Origin of the sequence: Mycobacterium parmense (assembly GCF_010730575.1) — a bacterium.
GTDB lineage: Bacteria > Actinomycetota > Actinomycetes > Mycobacteriales > Mycobacteriaceae > Mycobacterium > Mycobacterium parmense.
Map to the genome: position 1 here is coordinate 4368346 of NZ_AP022614.1, position 17741 is coordinate 4386086.

The 17741-nt window shown below is 69.9% G+C and carries 21 protein-coding genes; 6 read left to right on the plus strand and 15 right to left on the minus strand.

The features are described 5' to 3' along the window. Positions 1-273: 273 nt before the first annotated feature. On the minus strand, positions 274-1122 hold the full coding sequence (locus G6N48_RS20125) for an LLM class F420-dependent oxidoreductase (protein WP_085270784.1): 849 nt from the start codon (positions 1120-1122) through the stop codon (positions 274-276). Positions 1123-1230: 108 nt separating this feature from the next. On the opposite strand from G6N48_RS20125, the gene G6N48_RS20130 reads away from it, so the two are divergent. Beyond that, the gene (locus G6N48_RS20130; RefSeq protein ID WP_085270785.1) at positions 1231-2241 is read left to right on the plus strand and encodes a PHP domain-containing protein; all 1011 of its coding nucleotides are present in this window, start codon (positions 1231-1233) and stop codon (positions 2239-2241) included. On the opposite strand, the gene dinB is transcribed toward G6N48_RS20130, so the two are convergent. Further along, a complete protein-coding gene (dinB, locus tag G6N48_RS20135; protein WP_085270786.1) occupies positions 2230-3438 on the minus strand; it encodes a DNA polymerase IV in 1209 nt (402 codons plus the stop codon). The genes G6N48_RS20130 and dinB overlap by 12 nt on opposite strands. 30 nt (positions 3439-3468) lie before the next feature. Then, positions 3469-4131: a TetR/AcrR family transcriptional regulator gene (locus tag G6N48_RS20140; protein WP_232066670.1), complete on the minus strand. Its 663-nt coding sequence runs from the start codon at positions 4129-4131 to the stop codon at positions 3469-3471. 76 nt (positions 4132-4207) lie between these two features. Between G6N48_RS20140 and G6N48_RS20145 the strand changes: the two genes are divergently transcribed. Then, positions 4208-5677: a flavin-containing monooxygenase gene (locus tag G6N48_RS20145; protein WP_085270787.1), complete on the plus strand. Its 1470-nt coding sequence runs from the start codon at positions 4208-4210 to the stop codon at positions 5675-5677. Position 5678: 1 nt separating this feature from the next. Here G6N48_RS20145 and rraA read toward each other — a convergent pair whose 3' ends face one another. The 9 genes from rraA to G6N48_RS27745 form a co-directional block, all read right to left on the minus strand. Further along, positions 5679-6164: a ribonuclease E activity regulator RraA gene (rraA, locus tag G6N48_RS20150; protein WP_085270788.1), complete on the minus strand. Its 486-nt coding sequence runs from the start codon at positions 6162-6164 to the stop codon at positions 5679-5681. After that, a complete protein-coding gene (locus G6N48_RS28700; RefSeq protein ID WP_085270789.1) occupies positions 6161-6592 on the minus strand; it encodes an Rv3852 family protein in 432 nt (143 codons plus the stop codon). The genes rraA and G6N48_RS28700 overlap by 4 nt, the downstream gene beginning before the upstream one ends. 93 nt (positions 6593-6685) lie before the next feature. Next, complete coding sequence (locus G6N48_RS20160; protein ID WP_085270790.1) at positions 6686-7192, minus strand: copper resistance CopC family protein; 507 nt, start codon at positions 7190-7192, stop codon at positions 6686-6688. Continuing rightward, complete coding sequence (locus tag G6N48_RS20165) at positions 7189-7866, minus strand: YcnI family protein (RefSeq protein WP_085270791.1); 678 nt, start codon at positions 7864-7866, stop codon at positions 7189-7191. The genes G6N48_RS20160 and G6N48_RS20165 overlap by 4 nt, the downstream gene beginning before the upstream one ends. Before the next feature lie 26 nt (positions 7867-7892). Further along, the gene (locus tag G6N48_RS20170) at positions 7893-8549 is read right to left on the minus strand and encodes a DUF6474 family protein (protein ID WP_085270792.1); all 657 of its coding nucleotides are present in this window, start codon (positions 8547-8549) and stop codon (positions 7893-7895) included. A gap of 137 nt (positions 8550-8686) precedes the next feature. Then, positions 8687-9085, minus strand: a complete 399-nt coding sequence (locus G6N48_RS20175) for a transcriptional regulator (protein ID WP_085270886.1) — start codon at positions 9083-9085, stop codon at positions 8687-8689. A 634-nt stretch (positions 9086-9719) separates the two neighbouring features. Further along, a complete protein-coding gene (locus G6N48_RS20180; protein ID WP_085270793.1) occupies positions 9720-10253 on the minus strand; it encodes a peptidase in 534 nt (177 codons plus the stop codon). 189 nt (positions 10254-10442) lie between these two features. Next, a complete protein-coding gene (locus tag G6N48_RS20185) occupies positions 10443-11066 on the minus strand; it encodes a superoxide dismutase (protein WP_085270794.1) in 624 nt (207 codons plus the stop codon). A gap of 160 nt (positions 11067-11226) precedes the next feature. Continuing rightward, complete coding sequence (locus G6N48_RS27745) at positions 11227-11382, minus strand: hypothetical protein (protein ID WP_169718454.1); 156 nt, start codon at positions 11380-11382, stop codon at positions 11227-11229. A gap of 434 nt (positions 11383-11816) precedes the next feature. On the opposite strand from G6N48_RS27745, the gene G6N48_RS20190 reads away from it, so the two are divergent. Both G6N48_RS20190 and G6N48_RS20195 read left to right on the plus strand, forming a co-directional pair. Next, the gene (locus G6N48_RS20190) at positions 11817-12890 is read left to right on the plus strand and encodes a DUF4328 domain-containing protein (protein ID WP_085270795.1); all 1074 of its coding nucleotides are present in this window, start codon (positions 11817-11819) and stop codon (positions 12888-12890) included. A 5-nt stretch (positions 12891-12895) separates the two neighbouring features. Next, positions 12896-13720 (plus strand): glycerophosphodiester phosphodiesterase, encoded by an 825-nt coding sequence (locus tag G6N48_RS20195; RefSeq protein WP_085270796.1) that lies wholly within the window; start codon positions 12896-12898, stop codon positions 13718-13720. 5 nt (positions 13721-13725) lie between these two features. On the opposite strand, the gene G6N48_RS27955 is transcribed toward G6N48_RS20195, so the two are convergent. Further along, the gene (locus tag G6N48_RS27955; RefSeq protein ID WP_085270797.1) at positions 13726-14907 is read right to left on the minus strand and encodes an LCP family protein; all 1182 of its coding nucleotides are present in this window, start codon (positions 14905-14907) and stop codon (positions 13726-13728) included. 33 nt (positions 14908-14940) lie between these two features. Then, positions 14941-15762 (minus strand): DUF2470 domain-containing protein, encoded by an 822-nt coding sequence (locus tag G6N48_RS20210; RefSeq protein WP_085270798.1) that lies wholly within the window; start codon positions 15760-15762, stop codon positions 14941-14943. A 96-nt stretch (positions 15763-15858) separates the two neighbouring features. Here G6N48_RS20210 and pheA point away from each other — a divergent pair, with 96 nt between their 5' ends. Together pheA and G6N48_RS20220 are read left to right on the plus strand one after the other, a co-directional pair. Continuing rightward, positions 15859-16800 carry a prephenate dehydratase gene (gene pheA, locus G6N48_RS20215; RefSeq protein WP_085270799.1) on the plus strand — a complete coding sequence of 314 codons (942 nt, stop codon included), beginning with the start codon at positions 15859-15861 and terminating at the stop codon, positions 16798-16800. Next, entirely contained in the window at positions 16797-17483 is a 687-nt protein-coding gene (locus tag G6N48_RS20220; RefSeq protein ID WP_085270887.1) for a histidine phosphatase family protein, read from the plus strand. The genes pheA and G6N48_RS20220 overlap by 4 nt, the downstream gene beginning before the upstream one ends. A gap of 8 nt (positions 17484-17491) precedes the next feature. On the opposite strand, the gene G6N48_RS20225 is transcribed toward G6N48_RS20220, so the two are convergent. Next, complete coding sequence (locus G6N48_RS20225; protein WP_085270800.1) at positions 17492-17695, minus strand: hypothetical protein; 204 nt, start codon at positions 17693-17695, stop codon at positions 17492-17494. Between the last annotated feature and the right edge of the window lie 46 nt (positions 17696-17741).

Consider the following 17741-nt stretch of genomic DNA (forward strand, 5'->3'; position numbering starts at 1 on the left):
GGGCGTCATCACATACGGGTAACGGTGGGGTCCCCATTGAACGGACCGATCGCAGGAGTGGTCACTGTGCATGTAAACCCGGTACCTCGATCGCGGGTCGGACGAATTGCCTGGTCATGGATTCGTCACCCGGTGAAGAGTCGCGAATTCCCCGCCAAACACGAACGCCTGGTGACCGCCGAAGAGTTGCTGCTGTTCGGGGTGTAAGCAGCAAACTTCGCGACCACTTAAGGATTCGCAGGTTTGCTCGTCGCGGCGGCTGGGGCTCGCCGGTCAGGTGAGCAGCCCGGAATCGCGGATCGCCTCGGCCAATGGTTCCAGGACGGCCGGATCGTGCGGTGGGGGCAGGTAGACGATGCCCAGATCCAGGCCCTCGGCGGCAAGGCCCGCCGCGTCGGCGACGACCTTTCCGTAATCGAGGTCCGGCTCGAGCCGCAGGTGAGCCGACGTCATGATCTCCGTCGGATCCCGGCCGATGTCCGCGCAGTGCGACGCCAGCACCTCCCGCTTGTGCGCGAACACGTCGGGCGGGCCCCCCACGAAGTTCCAGTGCTGGGCGTAGCGGGCCGTGATGCGCAAGGTGCGCTTCTCCCCACTGCCGCCGATGCAGATGGGCGGGTGCGGGCGCTGCACCGGTTTGGGCTCGTTGCGGGCGCCCTTGAGCTGGTAGAACCTGCCGTCGAAGTCCGTGCTCTCCTCGCTGAGCAGGCTGGTGACGACCGCGCACGCCTCCTCGAATCGGTCGAAACGCTCCTTGATGGTTCCCAGCTCGATGCCGTAGGCGCCCGACTCCTCCTCGTTCCAGCCCGCACCGATACCCAGCTCGAGCCGCCCGTCGGAGATGATGTCGACCGCGGCGGCCATGTTGGCCAGCACGGCCGGGTGCCGGTAGTGGATGCCGGTGACCAGTGTGCCCAGCCGTAACCGCCTGGTGGCCTGCGCCAGCGCGGTCAAGGTGGTCCAGCCCTCCAGGCAGGGCCCGGTGCTGTCGGAGAAGATCGGATAGAAGTGGTCGAACGTCCACCCGGACTCGAAGACGTCGATGTCATCGGCCGCCTGCCAGACGGCGAGCATCTGCCCCCAGGTGGTGTTCTGCGGTGAGGTTTTGAACGCGAATCGCATGCCATCGACGTTAGCGGATCTTTATGAAGGGCAACTAAACTCGCACGGGTCGATGGCGCCCGGTCCGCTTCCCCGCGCCGGCAGTCAACGCGCGGGCACACTGAAGGCATGGATCCCGTGACCGCCCTACGGCAGATCGCCTACTACAAGGACCGTAGCCGCCAGGACCCCCGGCGCGTGATGGCCTACCGCAACGCCGCCGACATCATCGAGGGCCTCGACGACGCCGCGCGGGAACGGCACGGGCAGGCCAACAGCTGGCAGTCGCTGCCGGGCATCGGCCCCAAGACGGCGAAGGTGATCGCCCAGGCCTGGTCCGGCCGCGAGCCCGACCTGCTGGCCGAACTGCGCTCGGAAGCCGCCGATCTGGGCGGTGGCGACATCCGCGCCGCACTTCGCGGCGACCTGCATCTGCATTCGAACTGGTCGGACGGCTCGGCGCCGATCGAGGAGATGATGGCCACCGCGGCGGCGCTGGGGCACGAGTACTGCGCGCTGACGGACCATTCGCCGCGGCTGACGATCGCCAACGGACTGTCCGCGGACCGGCTGCGCAAGCAACTCGAGGTCATCGAGCGACTGCGCGAGCAGTTCGCGCCGATGCGAATCCTGAGCGGGATCGAGGTCGACATCCTCGAGGACGGCAGCCTGGATCAGGAGCCGGAGCTGCTCGAGCGCCTCGACGTGGTGGTCGCCAGCGTGCACTCGAAGTTGTCGATGGACTCGGCCGCGATGACGCGCCGCATGGTGCGCGCCGTGTCCGACGGCCACGCCGACGTCCTCGGCCATTGCACGGGCCGGCTGGTCGCCGGCGGGCGGGGCATCCGGCCGGAATCGAAGTTCGACGCCGAGACGGTGTTCACCGCCTGCCGCGATCACGGCACCGCGGTGGAGATCAACTCCCGTCCGGAGCGCCGCGACCCGCCCACGCGGTTGCTGAACCTCGCGCTGGAGATCGGCTGCGTGTTCAGCATCGACACGGACGCGCACGCGCCCGGGCAGCTGGACTTCCTCGGTTATGGCGCCCAGCGCGCGCTGGACGCGGACGTTCCGGCCGACCGGATCGTCAACACCTGGCCCGCCGAACGCCTGCTGGAGTGGACCGGTTCAGTCGGGTAGGTGGGGCATGTCCATGCCGGGGTCGCGGCCGACGAGCACCGCGGGGGTGAGCGCGGACCTGCCGTAGCGGCGGCGTATCCGGTCGACGGCCGCGTCGACGCTGTCGGTTACCGGCGTTCGTCCGCCGAACGGCAACATCAGCTGCTGGGCGCCGCCGCCGTCGATCGAGGACACCGCGAAGCCGACCAGGGTGAGCCCGCGCTGCGCGATGACGGGCGCCGCCGCGGCGACCAGTTGGCGGGCCGCGGCGAGGATGGGCTGCGTCGACGAGGTGGCAGCAGGCAGCGTGCGCGACCGCGTGGCCCGGGTGAAGTCGTCGAAGCGCAGGCGCAGCACGACTGTGCGGCCGGTGCGCCCGGCGGCGCGCAGCCGGGCGGTGATGCGGTCGATCAGCGTGATGACCACCGCGTCGATCTCGGCCGGCGACATGGTGTTGCCGGCCCGGCCCAGCGCCCGCTGCGCACCCACCGACCGGCGCCGCACACCAGTGGTCACCCGTCGCCGGTCGATGTTGCGCGACAACGCGAACAGATGGCGGCCCCGCGCGTTGCCCAGCAGCGAGGTCAGCGTCGACTCGCTGAGTTCGGCGACATCGGCCACCGTGTGCAGGCCGTGCGTGTGCAGTTTGTCGGCGGTCTTGGAGCCCACGCCCCACAGCCGGCGCACCGGCAGCGGGTGCAGGAAGGCCAGTTCCCCGTCGGGCGGCACGAGCAGCAGGCCGTCGGGCTTGGCCTCCTGGCTGGCGACCTTCGCGAGGAACTTCGTCCGCGCGATTCCGACCGTGATGGGCAGGCCGACGCGGTCGCGCACGTCGGCGCGCAGCCGCGCGGCGATCTCGACCGGCGTGCCGGAGACCCGGCGCAGCCCGCCCACGTCGAGGAACGCCTCGTCCACCGAGAGCGGTTCGACGATGGGCGTGCAGTCGCCGAACACGCCGAACACCGCGTCGCTGGCCCGCGAGTAGGCGCTCATCCGAGGTGGGACCACCACGGCGTCCGGGCACAGGCGGCGGGCCTGCGCCCCGCCCATGGCCGTTCGCACGCCGTAGGCCTTGGCCTCGTAACTGGCCGCCAGCACCACGCCGCCGCCGACGATCACGGGGCGGCCGCGCAGGGTCGGGTCGTCGCGCTGCTCGACGGACGCGTAGAACGAGTCCAGGTCCGCGTGCAGGATCGACGCATCACAGCGCACGAACATATGTTCGCACAGCCGGCCGACAAGTCCGGGTCAGCAGGCCTCGCCGTACACGCTGCTGACCCAGATGTGCACCAGCGTGTCGAGCAGTTGTTCGTCGGGCACCGAGGGACTCTCACCCGCGAACGAAGTGAGCATCACCTTCTCATTCAGCAGGTTCAGCGCCGCGGACAGGTCGCGCGCCGGCAGCGTCACCGGCGCGGCCCCGCGGGCGCGCTCGGCCTCGATCACCACCGTGATGTGGTCCACCCACTTCTGCATGAAGCGCGACCACAGCTCGCGGACGTCCTTGTTGGTGCGGGCGGCGTCGGCGGCCAGTGACACCGCGCGGTGTGCCCCGAATGTCTGGACGAAGACATTGATCCCCGTGCGCCACAGCGTCTTGAGGTCCGCGGGCGGGTTGGCGATCAAAGTCTCCAGTGCGGAGTCGGCCTCGACGACCACCCGCTCCAGAAGGGTGAGCAGCACCGCGTCCTTGGACGGGAAATAGAAGTAGAACGTGGGCCGCGACAGTCCGGCGCCCCTGGCCAGGTCGTCGACGGAGATGTCGGCCAGCGGCCGCTCGGCCAGCAGCCGCTCGGCGGTGGACAGGATGGCCAGCTCGCGCTCGTCGCCCGACGGGCGGGTGGACCGCCGGCCCCGCGCGGGGCGGGGGGAGCCGGCGATCGAGCCGGCCCTCGAACTGGCGGTGGTCACGACAGTGAGCTTACACGGCGTTGAAACTTTCGACAGCGTGTTGACTACTTCGACACGGCGTTGATAGCGTGACCCTATGGCTGAGCACCTTGACGTGGTCATCATCGGCGCTGGCATCTCGGGCGTCAGCGCCGCCTGGCACCTGCAGCAGCGGTGCCCGTCCAAGACCTACGCGATCCTGGAACGACGGGACGACCTGGGCGGCACGTGGGATCTGTTCAAGTACCCCGGCATCCGGTCCGACTCGGACATGTTCACCCTCGGGTTCCGGTTCAAGCCGTGGCGCTCGGCGAAGTCGATCGCCGACGGCGCGTCGATCAAGGCCTACATCAGGGAGACCGCGGTCGAGAACGGCATCGACAGCCACATCCGCTACCGCCAGCGGGTGGTGGCCGCCGACTGGTCCGACGCTGACAACCGCTGGACCCTGACCGTGGAAAGCGACGGCCGGAGCTCGGAGCTCACCTGCTCGTTCTTGTTCGCCTGCAGCGGCTATTACAACTACGACGAAGGCTATTCACCCGCCTTCGCCGGGTCGCAGGACTTCAAAGGCACGATCGTGCACCCGCAGCACTGGCCCGACGACCTCGACTACCAGGGCAAGAAGATCGTCGTGATCGGGTCCGGCGCCACCGCCATCACCCTGATCCCGGCCCTGGTGAACTCGGGGTCCGGCCACGTGACGATGCTGCAGCGCTCGCCCACCTACATCGGCTCGCTGCCGGGGGTCGACCCGTTCGCCGAGCGTGCCAACCGGCTGCTGCCCGAGCGCTTGGCGCACGTGGCGAACCGCTGGAAGGCGATCGCGTTCAGCACTTTTCAGTACCAGCTGTCGCGCAAGGCCCCCGCCTACATGCGCAAGACCCTGATGACGATGGCCCGCCGGCGCCTGCCCGAGGGCTACGACGTCGAGAAGCACTTCGGCCCGCACTACAACGTCTGGGACCAGCGGTTGTGTCTGGCGCCGGACGGCGACTTCTTCCGCACCATCCGGCACGGCAAGGCCGACGTCGTCACCGACACCATCGACCGGTTCACCGCCACGGGGATCAGGCTCGTCTCGGGTGAGGAGTTGCGGGCTGACATCATCGTCACCGCAACGGGATTGAACATGCAGCTGCTCGGCGGCCTGGTGCCGTCCCGCAACGGCGAGCCCATGGACCTCACGTCGCTGATGACCTACAAGGGCTGCATGTTCTCCGGCGTGCCGAACTTCGCCATCACCTTCGGGTACACGAACGCGTCCTGGACGCTGAAGGCCGACCTGGTCTCCGAGTTCGTGTGCCGGCTGCTGAATCACATGGACGCCAAGGGATTCGACTTCGTGGAGCCGCAGCACCCGGATGACTCCGTCGACGAGCTGCCGTTCATGGACTTCAGCCCCGGCTACTTCCAGCGCTCGATGCACCTGCTGCCCAAGTCCGGCTCGCGCGCGCCGTGGCGGTTGAAGCAGAATTACCTCTTCGACATGCGCACCATCAGGCACGGCCGTGTCGACGACGAAGGCCTGCTGTTCGCGAAAAAGCGTGCACCCGTAGGGGTTTGAGTCAGGGCTGCGCCGCGACGACGACGATCCCGTCGTCGTCGCTGTGGGCGATCTCGCCTGGTGAGAACGTCACCCCGCCCAGCGTGACCTCGACGTCGCGCTCGCCGTCCCCGGTCTTGGTGCTCTTGCGGGGATTGGTTCCCAGCGCCTTGATGCCGATGTCGATGCCGCGCAGCGCGGCCGCGTCGCGGACGGCGCCGTTGATGACCAGCCCGGCCCAGCCGTTGGAGCGCGCGAGTTCGGCGATGACTTCTCCGACCAGCGCCGAGTGCAGCGAACCGCCCCCGTCGATGACGAGTACGCCGCCCGCGCCGGGCTGCGAGAGCACGGACTTCAGCAGCGCGTTGTCCTCAAAGCAGCGCACGGTGCTGATCGGCCCGGCGAATTGGGTGCGGCCGCCGAACTGGCGGAATTGCAGGTCGCAGCTGCGGACGTCGGGCCCGATGCTGTCGACGAGGTCGGCCGTCGGCTGGAACGACACGGTCACCGGCGCCGAAGCTGCCGGATGAGCAGGACGGCCAGGAGGCTGACGGCCAAGGCGACGAGCCATGGAGCCCGGGACGGGCCCAGCGCCGCGGCCGGCACGTCGACGGGCAGGGGGTTCTCAGCGGCTTCGACGGTTGACTTCGCTTGCGCCGCAGCATCTTTGGCTGCAGCCGTCAGGTCGCCGTTGGTCTCGACGCGCTGCTGGGGGGCCAGTGGCCGCTCCGCGGGTCCGGGGGCCGGCGGGGGCGGCGGTGCCTTCTTGGCGGGCGCTTTCTTGGCCGGGGCCTTCTTGGCCACCGCCTTCTTGGCCGGGGCTTTCTTGGCGGGCGCCTTGGCGGCCTTCTTCGCCGCCTTGGCAGGGGGCGTGTGCTCCGGCGGCGTCGGGGTGCCGTCGGGTTCGCTGTTGGGTTGGTCCTGCGGGTCTGCCATGCGGCCGCTCCTCTTGAGCCTTCTCACGCGTCCTAGCGCACCGGGTCGTCGGTCCCATCATGCCAGGACACGCGGTGGGGCCTCGGCGAGCGGTCACGGTCTGCGCCGCGCCGCCCAGACCGCGCCCGCCGCGACGAGCACAGCCGCCACGGCCACGAAGGGCCAGACCGGGATGCTCGTGCGCCCGGTGCCGGTGCCGCTCGCCGGAGGTCCGGGCGTGCCCGTGCCGGGCACCGTCAGCCGAAACGACCAGGACCCCGACACCACATGCCCGTCGGCGGACGTCACCCGGTAGTTCACCGTGTAGGCGCCGGCCGGTCCCAGCGGACGCAGGCCGATCGCGACGACCGCCCCCTGCACGCTCGGCTGCCCGGTGGACCACAGGTTTCCGTCGGGCCCCACGACCGTCATGGCCGCGAACGTTGTCTGCAGCTGCTCGTTGAACGTCGCGCTCACCCGGGCGGGCCCGGCGGCGAGCATCGCGTCGTCGCCGGGATCGGTGGACACCCGGGTGGCGTGGGCGCACGCCGGTGGTGCGAGCAGCGCCGCGACGCAGAGCAGGGCGGCGCAGACCCACGCGACGAGCGCGCAACGCTTCATGCCCGCCGGCGGATCAACGCGACAGCCACCGCCAGAGCCCCCAGCACCAGCGCCGCGCCGCCGAGCAACCGTGCGGTGTTGTCCGAGCTGGCGGGCCGTGGCGTGGTGGCGGCGCGGTCGCCCGCCGGCGCCGAGGACGGCTGGTGGTCATGCGATGCCGGCGGCCCCGCCGCGAGGGCGAGCGTGGGCACCGGGTTCTCCGGCTCGCCGCCGCCGGGCAGCGGCGGCTGGTCCCACTTCACGACCGTCCCGTCGGCGTAGGTCTGGGTGGTCGGGAAGCTCACCGTGTCGGCGTCGGGCAACGTCACCGACAGGCGGAACAACGCGAATTGGTCCACTCCGATCCCCCCGTTGGGCGCGGCCTTCCACGTAACCGAGCGGACGGTGCCGGCCGCTGCGTCGCGGTCCAGCGTGGCGGTCCACCCCGGCATGGTCTCGGTGCGCGCGGAGGCCACATTGGGCAGCGCGACCGTCAGTGCGGTGGTCGCGGCGCCCTTGTTCGATTCGTTGGGGACTTGGAAGGTCACGACCGCGGTGGCCCCGCGCACTGCGTTGTCGCTGCTGGCGTGGACGTGCGCCCATGCCGCGGGCGCACCCGCTGCGGAGCCGACGATCAAGGCACCGGCCGCGACCGCGGCCCAGGCCGGGGAGATCAGTCTGCCGCGCGGTGACATGCCGGGCTGCCGTCGTGCGTGCGAAGTCAACTCAGCCCGAGCCGGGCCATCAGGTCCGCCTCGATGCCGTCGAGTTGGGAAGCGATCGCGGCGTGCGCGGAGCGACGCCGCGCGCTCGGCATGTTCTCGGCGGCGGTGACCGCCGCCGACAGGTCGGTGAGCCGTTCGGTGATGGCGGCGGCGAACTGTCTGGTCTCGGCGTCCTTCGGCTTCCTGTCGGCCACCATCCGCAATGACTTCTCGGCCCCGGCGATCCGGGCCGACAGCTCGGCGCCGTGCCCGGAGAACTGGCCGATCTGGGCAAGCGGAATCCCCAGCCGGTCGGCGCGGCGCTGGTCGATGAGCGCGCGGGCGGACACGGCGGCCCGGTAGATGACCGGCGTGAGAATCGGCGCGAGGAGCCGGGATACCGTCATCGCCCGGCGGATGCGTGTCGGCGACAGCAATTTGCCTTCGCGGACCGCCTTGAGCTCGGCCTCGGCGACTTTCAACGCGTTCCGGTCGCTGTCGCGCTGGGATTTGATCTGCGCCTTGAGGGCCTTTTCCGCGGCACGCCGTTCGTGCTTGAACCGACGGACTTCGTTCTTGGCCGACAGTTTGGCCTCGAGTTTCGCGCGGGCCCTGATCGCACGGGCCTCGGCGCGACGCGTCGCGCGACTCTTTCGCTTACGGAACAGGGCCATTCGCGGCCGCCTCCCGGTCATCTCGCTGGCTACGTTGTCTATCGCTCTCGCGTGTGCGCGATCCGTGAGCCAACCCTAATGGGAATGGACCGGGGGCAATCCGTCAGGTGGGGCTGCGCCTTTCCTACGTTGGGGGCCTATGCGTCGAGGTGCTCCGCGCGGCGGAGTTCGTCCACGCGCGCCAGGACGTCCTGCAGGGCCTCGTGGGACAACTCGGAGGCGCGCAGCGCCAGACGGCGGACACTGTCGTCACGCATCGAGGCGACGAACGCCAACTCCTTGTCGAGTTTCTCGTAGTACTCGTCGTCGGTGAAGTAGGCCGGCTTGATGCGGAAGAAATTGGCCAGGGCGGCCATGGTTGCCGCCGAAGGATTCGTGCGGTTGCCCGAGCGTAGCTGGGACAGGTACGGGGCCGACATCGTGATGCCCTCCGACTTGAGCGCCGCGATGACTTCGGCAGAGGTGTGCGGCCCGCGCCCCGGCGGATACACCGTGTCGAATAGGCGATTCAGGCGGGCAGCGAACGTCGTGCTCATCGAAGTGACCTCCACTGGGCTCTAGAAGTGAACTATTGCCTGGGCATATTTGCTGTTCATGGTACCGGGGGTATGTTTCACCCACCAGGTGCAAACCCGGATGGTCGCCACGCAGACTTAGCTGACGCACGCAGTTTCCCCACCCTTCGAGGGTCCAACCAATTCGCTGGCGTGTCCACTTTATTGGCGAAACTCACAGGTTATACGCAGAAAACGGGAAGCCGGCGACGTGGCGGACGGTTGGCGAGATCGCGGCCTGCGCGGGGCGGGGGAAAGCGCTGGAGCCGTGTCCAGGGGATCGTCCAGCAATGCGCGCCCGCAAAAACGCCGATTTGCTGTAACTGCCGATTATATCCACTGAACGAACACTTCCCCCATGCCGACGGCGACGCCGGACCCGCCTGCGGGGGCCGCCGGACTTGCCGGTGTATGGGGCTCATGGTAGCGAATGCGCGGAGGTCGCCCGCTGAGCGGCGGTCCGCTGCGCCGTCGCGGACGAAGTTTGCGGCGCACCCATCGCCGCGACGGCCACCCGGGGGCGGTGGCTGCGCCGACGCCCAGGCATCCACAATCCGAAACGCCGACACGGTTCGCCGGCGTCCCGGGGCGGCTCGAGCGCGTGCGGCCGGCGCCGCTAGGCCGCGAGGAGCATGGCGAGGATCGCCGTGTCCGGGTGGCTGATCGGATCGACACCCACCCGGCTGACCATGGAGGTGATGGTGCCGTCGGCTTCGGCCTCCACCCACGCCGCCCGGTGCTCGAGCCCCAGGTACGGCAGCCCCGGCAGCAGCACGCAGCCCGAAGCCGCGCCGGTGCATTCGGGCAGGGAGGGCGTGGTTTCCGACGGCGGATGCAGCATCAGCAACGCGGGCGGCTGATGCTCCGCGAAATACCCTGGCTGGATTGCAGATTCACCGAACACGGTGCCCTCGGCCAGCACAAGGCCGACGGTGCCCGGCTCGGGTTCGTCGGGCAACTCCTCGCGCGCGCCGAATACCGTTGTGGTGGAGAGCAACCCGGGTAGCGAAGCGACCCGGACGGCCACCATCAGCAGTTGGGCCCACTCCTTCGTCGAGTCAGGCCAACGCCCGGAGATGACGAACCCTTTCAGGGCACCACGAGAATGGAAGGGGGAAACCCCTATTGGCCGTTCCGAGCCAGTCTCCATTTTCGACCTCCGCGCGACGCCTCCATCCGATTAACCACACTGGTAGCTCGAATACTTAAGGATGCCTGCGGGTTCGGCGCCGTGCAACCCGACACGGCCAGTCAGGCCGGTGAAACAAAAATCGCGACGTCCGAAGAAAGCCAGAGGCGCCGCGCAATCCGCGCGGCGCCTCTGTTGATCAAGCAACGGTCAGCCGGCGATCAATCCCTTGGTCTTCGACGTCGCGGCTGCGTAGCGGTCCTGGACGTCCGCCCAGTTCACCACGTTCCAGAACGCCTTCGCGAAATCGACCTTGACGTTCTTGTACTGCAGGTAGAACGCGTGCTCCCACATGTCGAGCAGCAGCAGCGGGACGATGCCCAGCGGGAAGTTGGTCTGGTGGTCGTACACCTGGAAGATGAGCAGCTTGTTGCCCAGCGTGTCCCAACCCAGCGCGGCCCATCCCGATCCCTGAACGGTGGTGGCGGCCGCGTGGAACTGTCCCCGGAACTTGTCGAACGACCCGAAGGCCTCGTCGATGGCCGCGGCGAGCTCACCGGTCGGCTTGTCGCCGCCGTCGGGGGAGAGGTTCTTCCACCAAATGGTGTGGTTCACGTGGCCGGCAAGGTTGAACGCCAGGTTCTTCTCGTAGAGCAGGACCGCGCCGAAGTCCTCTTTGGCCCGCAACTCCTCGAGCTTTTCCAGCGCGTCGTTCGCGCCCTTGACATAGGTGGCGTGGTGCTTGTCGTGGTGAAGTTCGTTGATCTGCCCGGAGATGTGCGGTTCCAGGGCTCCGTAGTCCCAGTCCAAGTCCGGCAGGGTGTATACAGCCACAACATTCCTTTCGTCGATAATCGTCTCGGCTCATTCACGCGGGGCTGCCACGCGGCGGCCAGCCATAATCAACCCTGCTCCATGACCGCCCGCACCGCAAGAATGACCGCTCCGAACAGGTGCTTCGGGTACCCGTTTCGCGTGATTCCAAGACGGGAGATCAGGACAAGACGATGAGCGCGAGAACCGCCAGCAGCACGAGAGCGATCAGGCCGGCCCGCAAGGCCGCGACGCTATAGCTGTGGTTCCAGGCGGGCGAGCCGGTATACGACTTCGAGGGTCCCGGCGAACCCGGGCCGAACGAGTGCGTAGCCATCAGTTGCCTTTCACCCACACCCCCCCACCCCGCCTTGCAGTGAGGTGAGTCACAAACGACCTTACGTGACCGCGATCATAACGCTTTGCGGGCGCGATGGAAAACGACGCCCTGAACTGGGGTTCGGCGAGCCACATCAGCCGGGACTCCGGTGAGCCGGGGCGATGGTCGGCATCCGCGGGGTTCGGCGGGCGGCCCAAATCCGGCGGCGAATTTCGCTCGGGGAGCGGTTGCGGGTGTCGATGGCAAAGCAATGCGGGCGAGACGTTATCCACAGTCGCGCCCGGTAAGCCCTCAGAGGCTGTAGTTATGTGATCCTTACCCAACAACCGCATGTGGATAAACCTGTGGAAACTGTGGATAGCTGTGAGTGGCTAAAAATGTTGCGGGCTCGTCCCCGCGGCCCCCCGCCGTCGCGCCGCTAGTCTGGTCCGGTGATCCAGGTGTGCTCCCAATGCGGCACTCGGTGGAACGTTCGCGAGCGGCGGCGCGAATGGTGCCCACGCTGCCGCGGAGCGCTGATGGCGCCGTCCATGGATGTGGCGGACATGGCGGGCGTGTCGCCGGCCGGCCGGCCGTGGAGCACGGCCGGATCCGCGCCGCAGGCGAGGCCGCCCGGGTGGCAGCGCACGCCGCCGCGATTGCCGCCGGGCTACCGCTGGATCGCGGTGCGCCCGGGCGCCGCTCCGCCCGCCCGGCGTGGGCGCCGCTTCCGCGGGCCCACGCCGCGCTACGCGGTGATGCCGCGCTGGGGCCTGTCCGACCGCGTCGAACCGTCATCGACGCCGTCCGGAACACCCGCGCGCCGGGGACCGTCGGCCGACCTCGTCCGCACCATCCTGTTTCTGACCACGTTGGTGCTCGGGATCGTCGCGCTCGTCTACGCCGTCCGGTACGCGCTGTTGGTCGTCAACCGCAATTCGTTACTGAACTCGGTCGTCGCCATCGCCGCAACCTGGCTCGGCGTGCTGGCCGGCGTGGTCGCGATCGGGGCCGTCACCGCCTGCGCCGTCGTCCTGATCAGATGGCTGATCGCGCGGCGGGCCGCCGTGTTCTCCCAGCACGGGCTGCCCGAGCCGCGCTCCGTGCGGGCGTTGTGGGCCGGTTGCCTGGTGCCGCTGGCCAACCTGTTGTGGGCGCCCGTGTTCGTCATCGAGTTGGCGACGGTGGAGGAGCACTACGAGCGGATCCGCAAACCGATCGCGCACTGGTGGGTCGCGTGGGTCTGCAGCTATGCGGTGTCGATCTTCGCCATGTTCACCAGCTTCGCCACGGATGCACAGGGCATCGCCAACAACACCGTCGCGATGGTCTTCGCCTACCTGCTCGCGGCCGTCACGGTGGCTGCGGTCGCCAGGGTCTTCGAAGGGTTCGAGCGCAAACCGGTCGAACGGCCGGCACACCGCTGGGTGGTCGTCGGCGCGGATGACACGCCGGACGCGGACGCGACCGCGCCGCACGCTTCGGCCGCCCCGGTTGAGTTGGAGGGCCGGGAACCGGCAGCATAGGGGATATGACGTGGGCCGACGATGTGCTCGCCGGGCATCCCTTTGTCGTTGCCCACCGCGGCGCCTCGGCCGCGCGGCCCGAACACACGCTCGCCGCCTATGACCTCGCCCTCAAAGAGGGCGCCGACGGCGTCGAATGCGACGTCCGCCTGACCCGTGACGGCCACCTGGTCTGCGTGCACGACCGCCGGCTGGACCGGACCTCGACCGGCGCCGGCCTGGTCAGCACCATGACGCTCGCACAACTGCGCGAGCTGGAATACGGGGCGTGGCACGACAGTTGGCGCGCCGACGGCACCCACGGCGACACCAGCCTGCTGACGCTCGACGACCTGGTCACGCTGGTCCTCGACTGGAACCGGCCGGTGAAGCTGTTCATCGAGACGAAGCATCCCGTGCGGTACGGCTCCCTGGTGGAAACCAAACTTCTGGCGCTGCTGCACCGCTACGGCATCGCCTCGCCCGCCTCTGCCGACCGGTCGCGCGCGGTGGTGATGTCGTTCTCGGCCGCCGCCGTCTGGCGAATCCGGCGAGCCGCCCCGATGCTGCCGACGGTGCTGCTCGGCAAGACGGCCCGCTATCTGACCAGCGGCGCGGCCACGGCGATCGGCGCCACGGCCGTCGGCCCGTCGCTGGCGACGCTGAAGGAATACCCGCAGCTGGCCGACCGCTCCATAGCCCAGGGCAGGGCGGTCTATTGCTGGAACGTCGACGAGTACGAGGACCTCGACTTCTGCCGGGATGTCGGGGTGGCCTGGCTGGCCACCCACCACCCGGGTCGCACCAAGGCGTACCTGCAGAACGGGCGCGCCGGCGAAGGCCACGGCTGACGCGTTCAACCCGGCGAGGCCGGCACGGGCGCATCGGATGCCAGGGCGTCGAACAACCGGCGGGCCTCGTCGTGCTGCCACACCACCACCGACCCGGCGTCGCCGCTGGTGAATTCCCCGATCGGCACGGTCATGGCGACGGTGGATCCGTGCAGCGCCCGGAAAAGCAGCGCCAGGTCCCAGACGTGGCAGCCCAGGTCGACGGTCAGGGCGTCGGCGACCGCGCGCGGCACCGAGTACCAGCGCCACGGGTTGCGCCACACCGCGGGGTCGGCGGCGCGGCGCAGCAGCGCGGACAGGAACAGCCGCTGGTTGACCATCCGGTCCAGGTCGGCCCGCGGTGTGTCCCGCGACCTCACGTAGCCGAGCGCGCTGCGGCCGTCCAGGGTCTGGCAACCGGCCGGCAGGTCGATGCCGGCCAGCGGGTCGTCGATGGGTTCGGCGGGGCACATGGTCACGCCGCCGAGCGCGTCGACCAGCCCGGCGAATCCGCCGAACCCGATCTCGGCGTAATGGTCGAGCCGCAGCCCGGTGGCCTGCTCGACGGTTTGGGTGAGCAACTGCGCACCCCCGATCGCGAACGCGGCGTTGATCTTGTCCCGACCGTGCCCGGGGATGGGCACGTAGGAGTCACGGGGCAGGGACACCACGCTCGCGGGGTTGTCGGACCAGGGCTGCGGCACGTGCACCACGACGATGGTGTCGGTGCGACTGCTGCCGATGTCGCCTCCTGTGGCCAGCTCCTGCTGTTGCTCGGCGGTCAGGCCTTCGCGGCTGTCCGAGCCGACGAGCAGCCAGTTCGTGCCGCGGCCGGGTGCCGGCCGGTCGGGATAGCCGGTCAGGGCCTGCTCGCGGTGCAGACGCCCGTCGAACCAGACGGCCCCGCCGACGATGCCGGCGCCGGCGAGCAGCGAGCCGATCAGCAGGCCGGCCGCCGCGATCCGTCCCCACCGGCGCTTGCGGCGGGCCTTCGGCGCGGGGGGACGTGGCGGCGCGAGGGCACGAGGCGGCGCGGGGGGACGTGGTCGCGGCGCGGGCGCCGGGGACGGCCGGGCCGGCGGAATGGTCCGATCGTGCGGCGCCGCCCCTGGCCTACGGCCGATCACCTGCGACGGCTCGAGGGGTGTGACGGCCGGCGGGGCCGGGCGCCGTGGCCGTCGCCCCTGCGGTGTGCGGTCGCCGTTCACCGGCCATAACTTAGGGCAGTGGCTGGCGGCGGGCTAGCGACGGGCGCGCAGGCCGTTGACGAACGGGCACCCCATCAGCACGCGGATGGCCTGCCGCAGACTCGTCATGTCGTCGACCGGGCGGTGGAAGGGCAGCCGGACGTCGTGGTCGCCCTCATGGCGTTCGATGCGGAACCGCATGCCGTAACGGTCGAGCCCCAGGAGGCGGACCCGACCGCGCCGCACTCCCGCCGGGAGCCTCGACGCGAGCCGGGTGACGACGTCGTTGTGCGCGCTGTCCAGATGCCGCAGCAGGTCGGACTCGACCTCGCAGAACGGGTCGGGCCGGGCCGCCAGCAGCTCGGCGACGGTCACCGGCTCGGCACCGACGGCGTCGGTGACCACCACCGAAGCGATCTCGAGCCGCAGCAGCGCATACCGGTCCCCGGTCGGATCGGTGGGGTCGGGCGGCGCCGACCTGGGCGTCACGACCTGCAGCAGAACCGGATTGGGATCGGCGCAGGCGATGAGGTCGAGCGTCGCGGTCACCGCCTCCGGCGGGACCTGCCGTAGCTGCCCACGCACCCACACCAGCGAGCGGACCGGCTCGCGCACGGGAAGCGGGGCGTAGTCGATGAGCTCGAGAAGGGCCTGGGTGCCGCAGAGTGGGTGGCGGGCCAAACGCTCGCCGTCGGCGGGGACCGCGACGGCGAAGGATCCGTCGGGCAGCAGGTGATGCAGGGGGACACAGATCGCCGCCGCGCCGCCGGACGCCATCACGTCCCGGGGCTCGACGGCCAGCAGCGCACCGCCGGCGCGAGCGCAGGCGCTGCGAATGCGTTCTGCGGTCGTCGGGGCGGGGCAGGTCAGCGTCATAACGTCCTCCGGAAAATTAGGTAAGGCTAAGTTAACTCACCGCTGGGCGTCGCCGCAAGGCCCGACGCGTCGCCGCACGCCGTTAGGGTTGGGGGCGTGGTCCGCATCGCTTACCTCGGCCCGGAGGGAACGTTCACCGAGGCGGCGCTGCTGCAGATCACCGCCGCCGGCCTGGTGCCCGGACCGCCGGCCGACGGGCTGCAGCGGTTGCCGATCGACAGCACCCCGGCGGCGCTGGCCGCCGTCCGTGACGGCGCCGCCGACTACGCCTGCGTACCGATAGAGAACTCCATCGACGGTTCGGTGACGCCCACGCTGGACAGCCTGGCGGGCGGTTCGCCGTTGCAGGTGTACGCCGAGACCACGCTGGACGTGGCGTTCAGCATCGCGGTGAAGACCGGCCGGAGCGTCGCCGACGTGCGCAGCCTGGCGGCCTTCCCCGTGGCCGCAGCGCAGGTGCGGCAGTGGCTGGCCGCCCACCTGCCCGGCGCCGAACTGCGTCCCGCCTACTCCAACGCCGACGCGGCGCGGCAGGTCGCCGAGGGCCTGGCCGACGCCGCCGTCACCTCGCCGCTGGCCACCAGCCGCTACGGGCTGGCGGCCCTGGCCGACGGGGTCGTCGACGAAGCCAACGCCCGCACCCGCTTCCTGCTGATCGGGCCGCCGGGGCCGCCGCCCGCGCGGACCGGGGCCGACCGGACGTCGGTGGTGCTGCGCATCGACAACCGGCCCGGCGCGCTGCTGGCCGCGCTCGCCGAATTCGGTATCCGCGGCATCGACTTGACCCGCATCGAATCGCGGCCGACCAGAACGGGACTCGGCACCTACCTGTTCTTCGCCGACTGCGTCGGCCACCTCGACGACGACGCCGTCGCCGAGGCACTCAAAGCGCTGCACCGGCGTTGTGCCGATGTGCGATATCTGGGGTCATGGCCGACGGGCGCGCCCGCCGGTGTGCCGCCACCGCCATCCGAGGAGGCGACCCACTGGGTGGAGCGGCTGCGGACGGGCAAGCCCGAGTGGGGGCCCGCGACATGAGCGGGCGTCTCGTGCTGGTCCGACACGGCCAGTCGCACGGCAACGTCGAACGCCGGCTGGACACCCGCCCGCCCGGCGCGGAGCTGACGACGCTGGGCCGCGACCAGGCCCGGGAGTTCGCCCGCGCGGCGGGCCGGCCGGCGATGCTCGCGCACTCGGTGGCCACCCGCGCGTCCCAGACGGCCGCCGTCATCGGCGGTGAGTTCGGGATGTCCGCCGTGGCGGTCACCGGCATCCACGAGGTGCAGGTCGGCGCGCTGGAGGGCCGCAACGACGACGAGGCGATCGCGGAGTTCAACGCGATCTACCAGCGATGGCATCACGGGGAGCTCGACGTGCCGCTCCCGGGCGGGGAGTCCGGCGACGACCTGCTGGACCGCTACGTGCCCGCCCTGACCGACCTGCGCATGCGCTACCTGGACGACGACGACTGGAATGGAGACATCGTCGTCGTCAGCCACGGTGCGGCGATCCGGCTGGCGGCCGCGGTGCTGGCGGGTGTCGACGGGAACTTCGCGCTCGACCACCACCTGGACAATGCCGAATCGGTGGCGCTGAGCCCGATCACGGACGGTCGGTGGAGCTGCGTGCGCTGGGGTTCGCTGACGCCGCCCTTCTTCCCGGCGGCCGAGGCGACGCCGGTCGCGGACGCGGTGCGGTCCAGCACCGATCCGATGGGCTGACGCCCGGGTCAGACCGCGACCGCGATCGATTCGGCGCAGTCGCAGCCGACGGCGCCGCAGTCGATGACGAAGGCGTGCGGCAGCAGCTCGGGGCTGAAGCAGTCCGGCTCGGTGCACTCCGACCGGCCCCAGGACCGGCCCAGCGAGTGGCGAATGATGGTGCCGTGACAGTGATCTAGGCCTGCCCGACAGTCGCGGCATTCAAGGCTCATACGGCGTTCATAGCACCGCGGCGCGACAAATTCGTGCTGCCGCGCC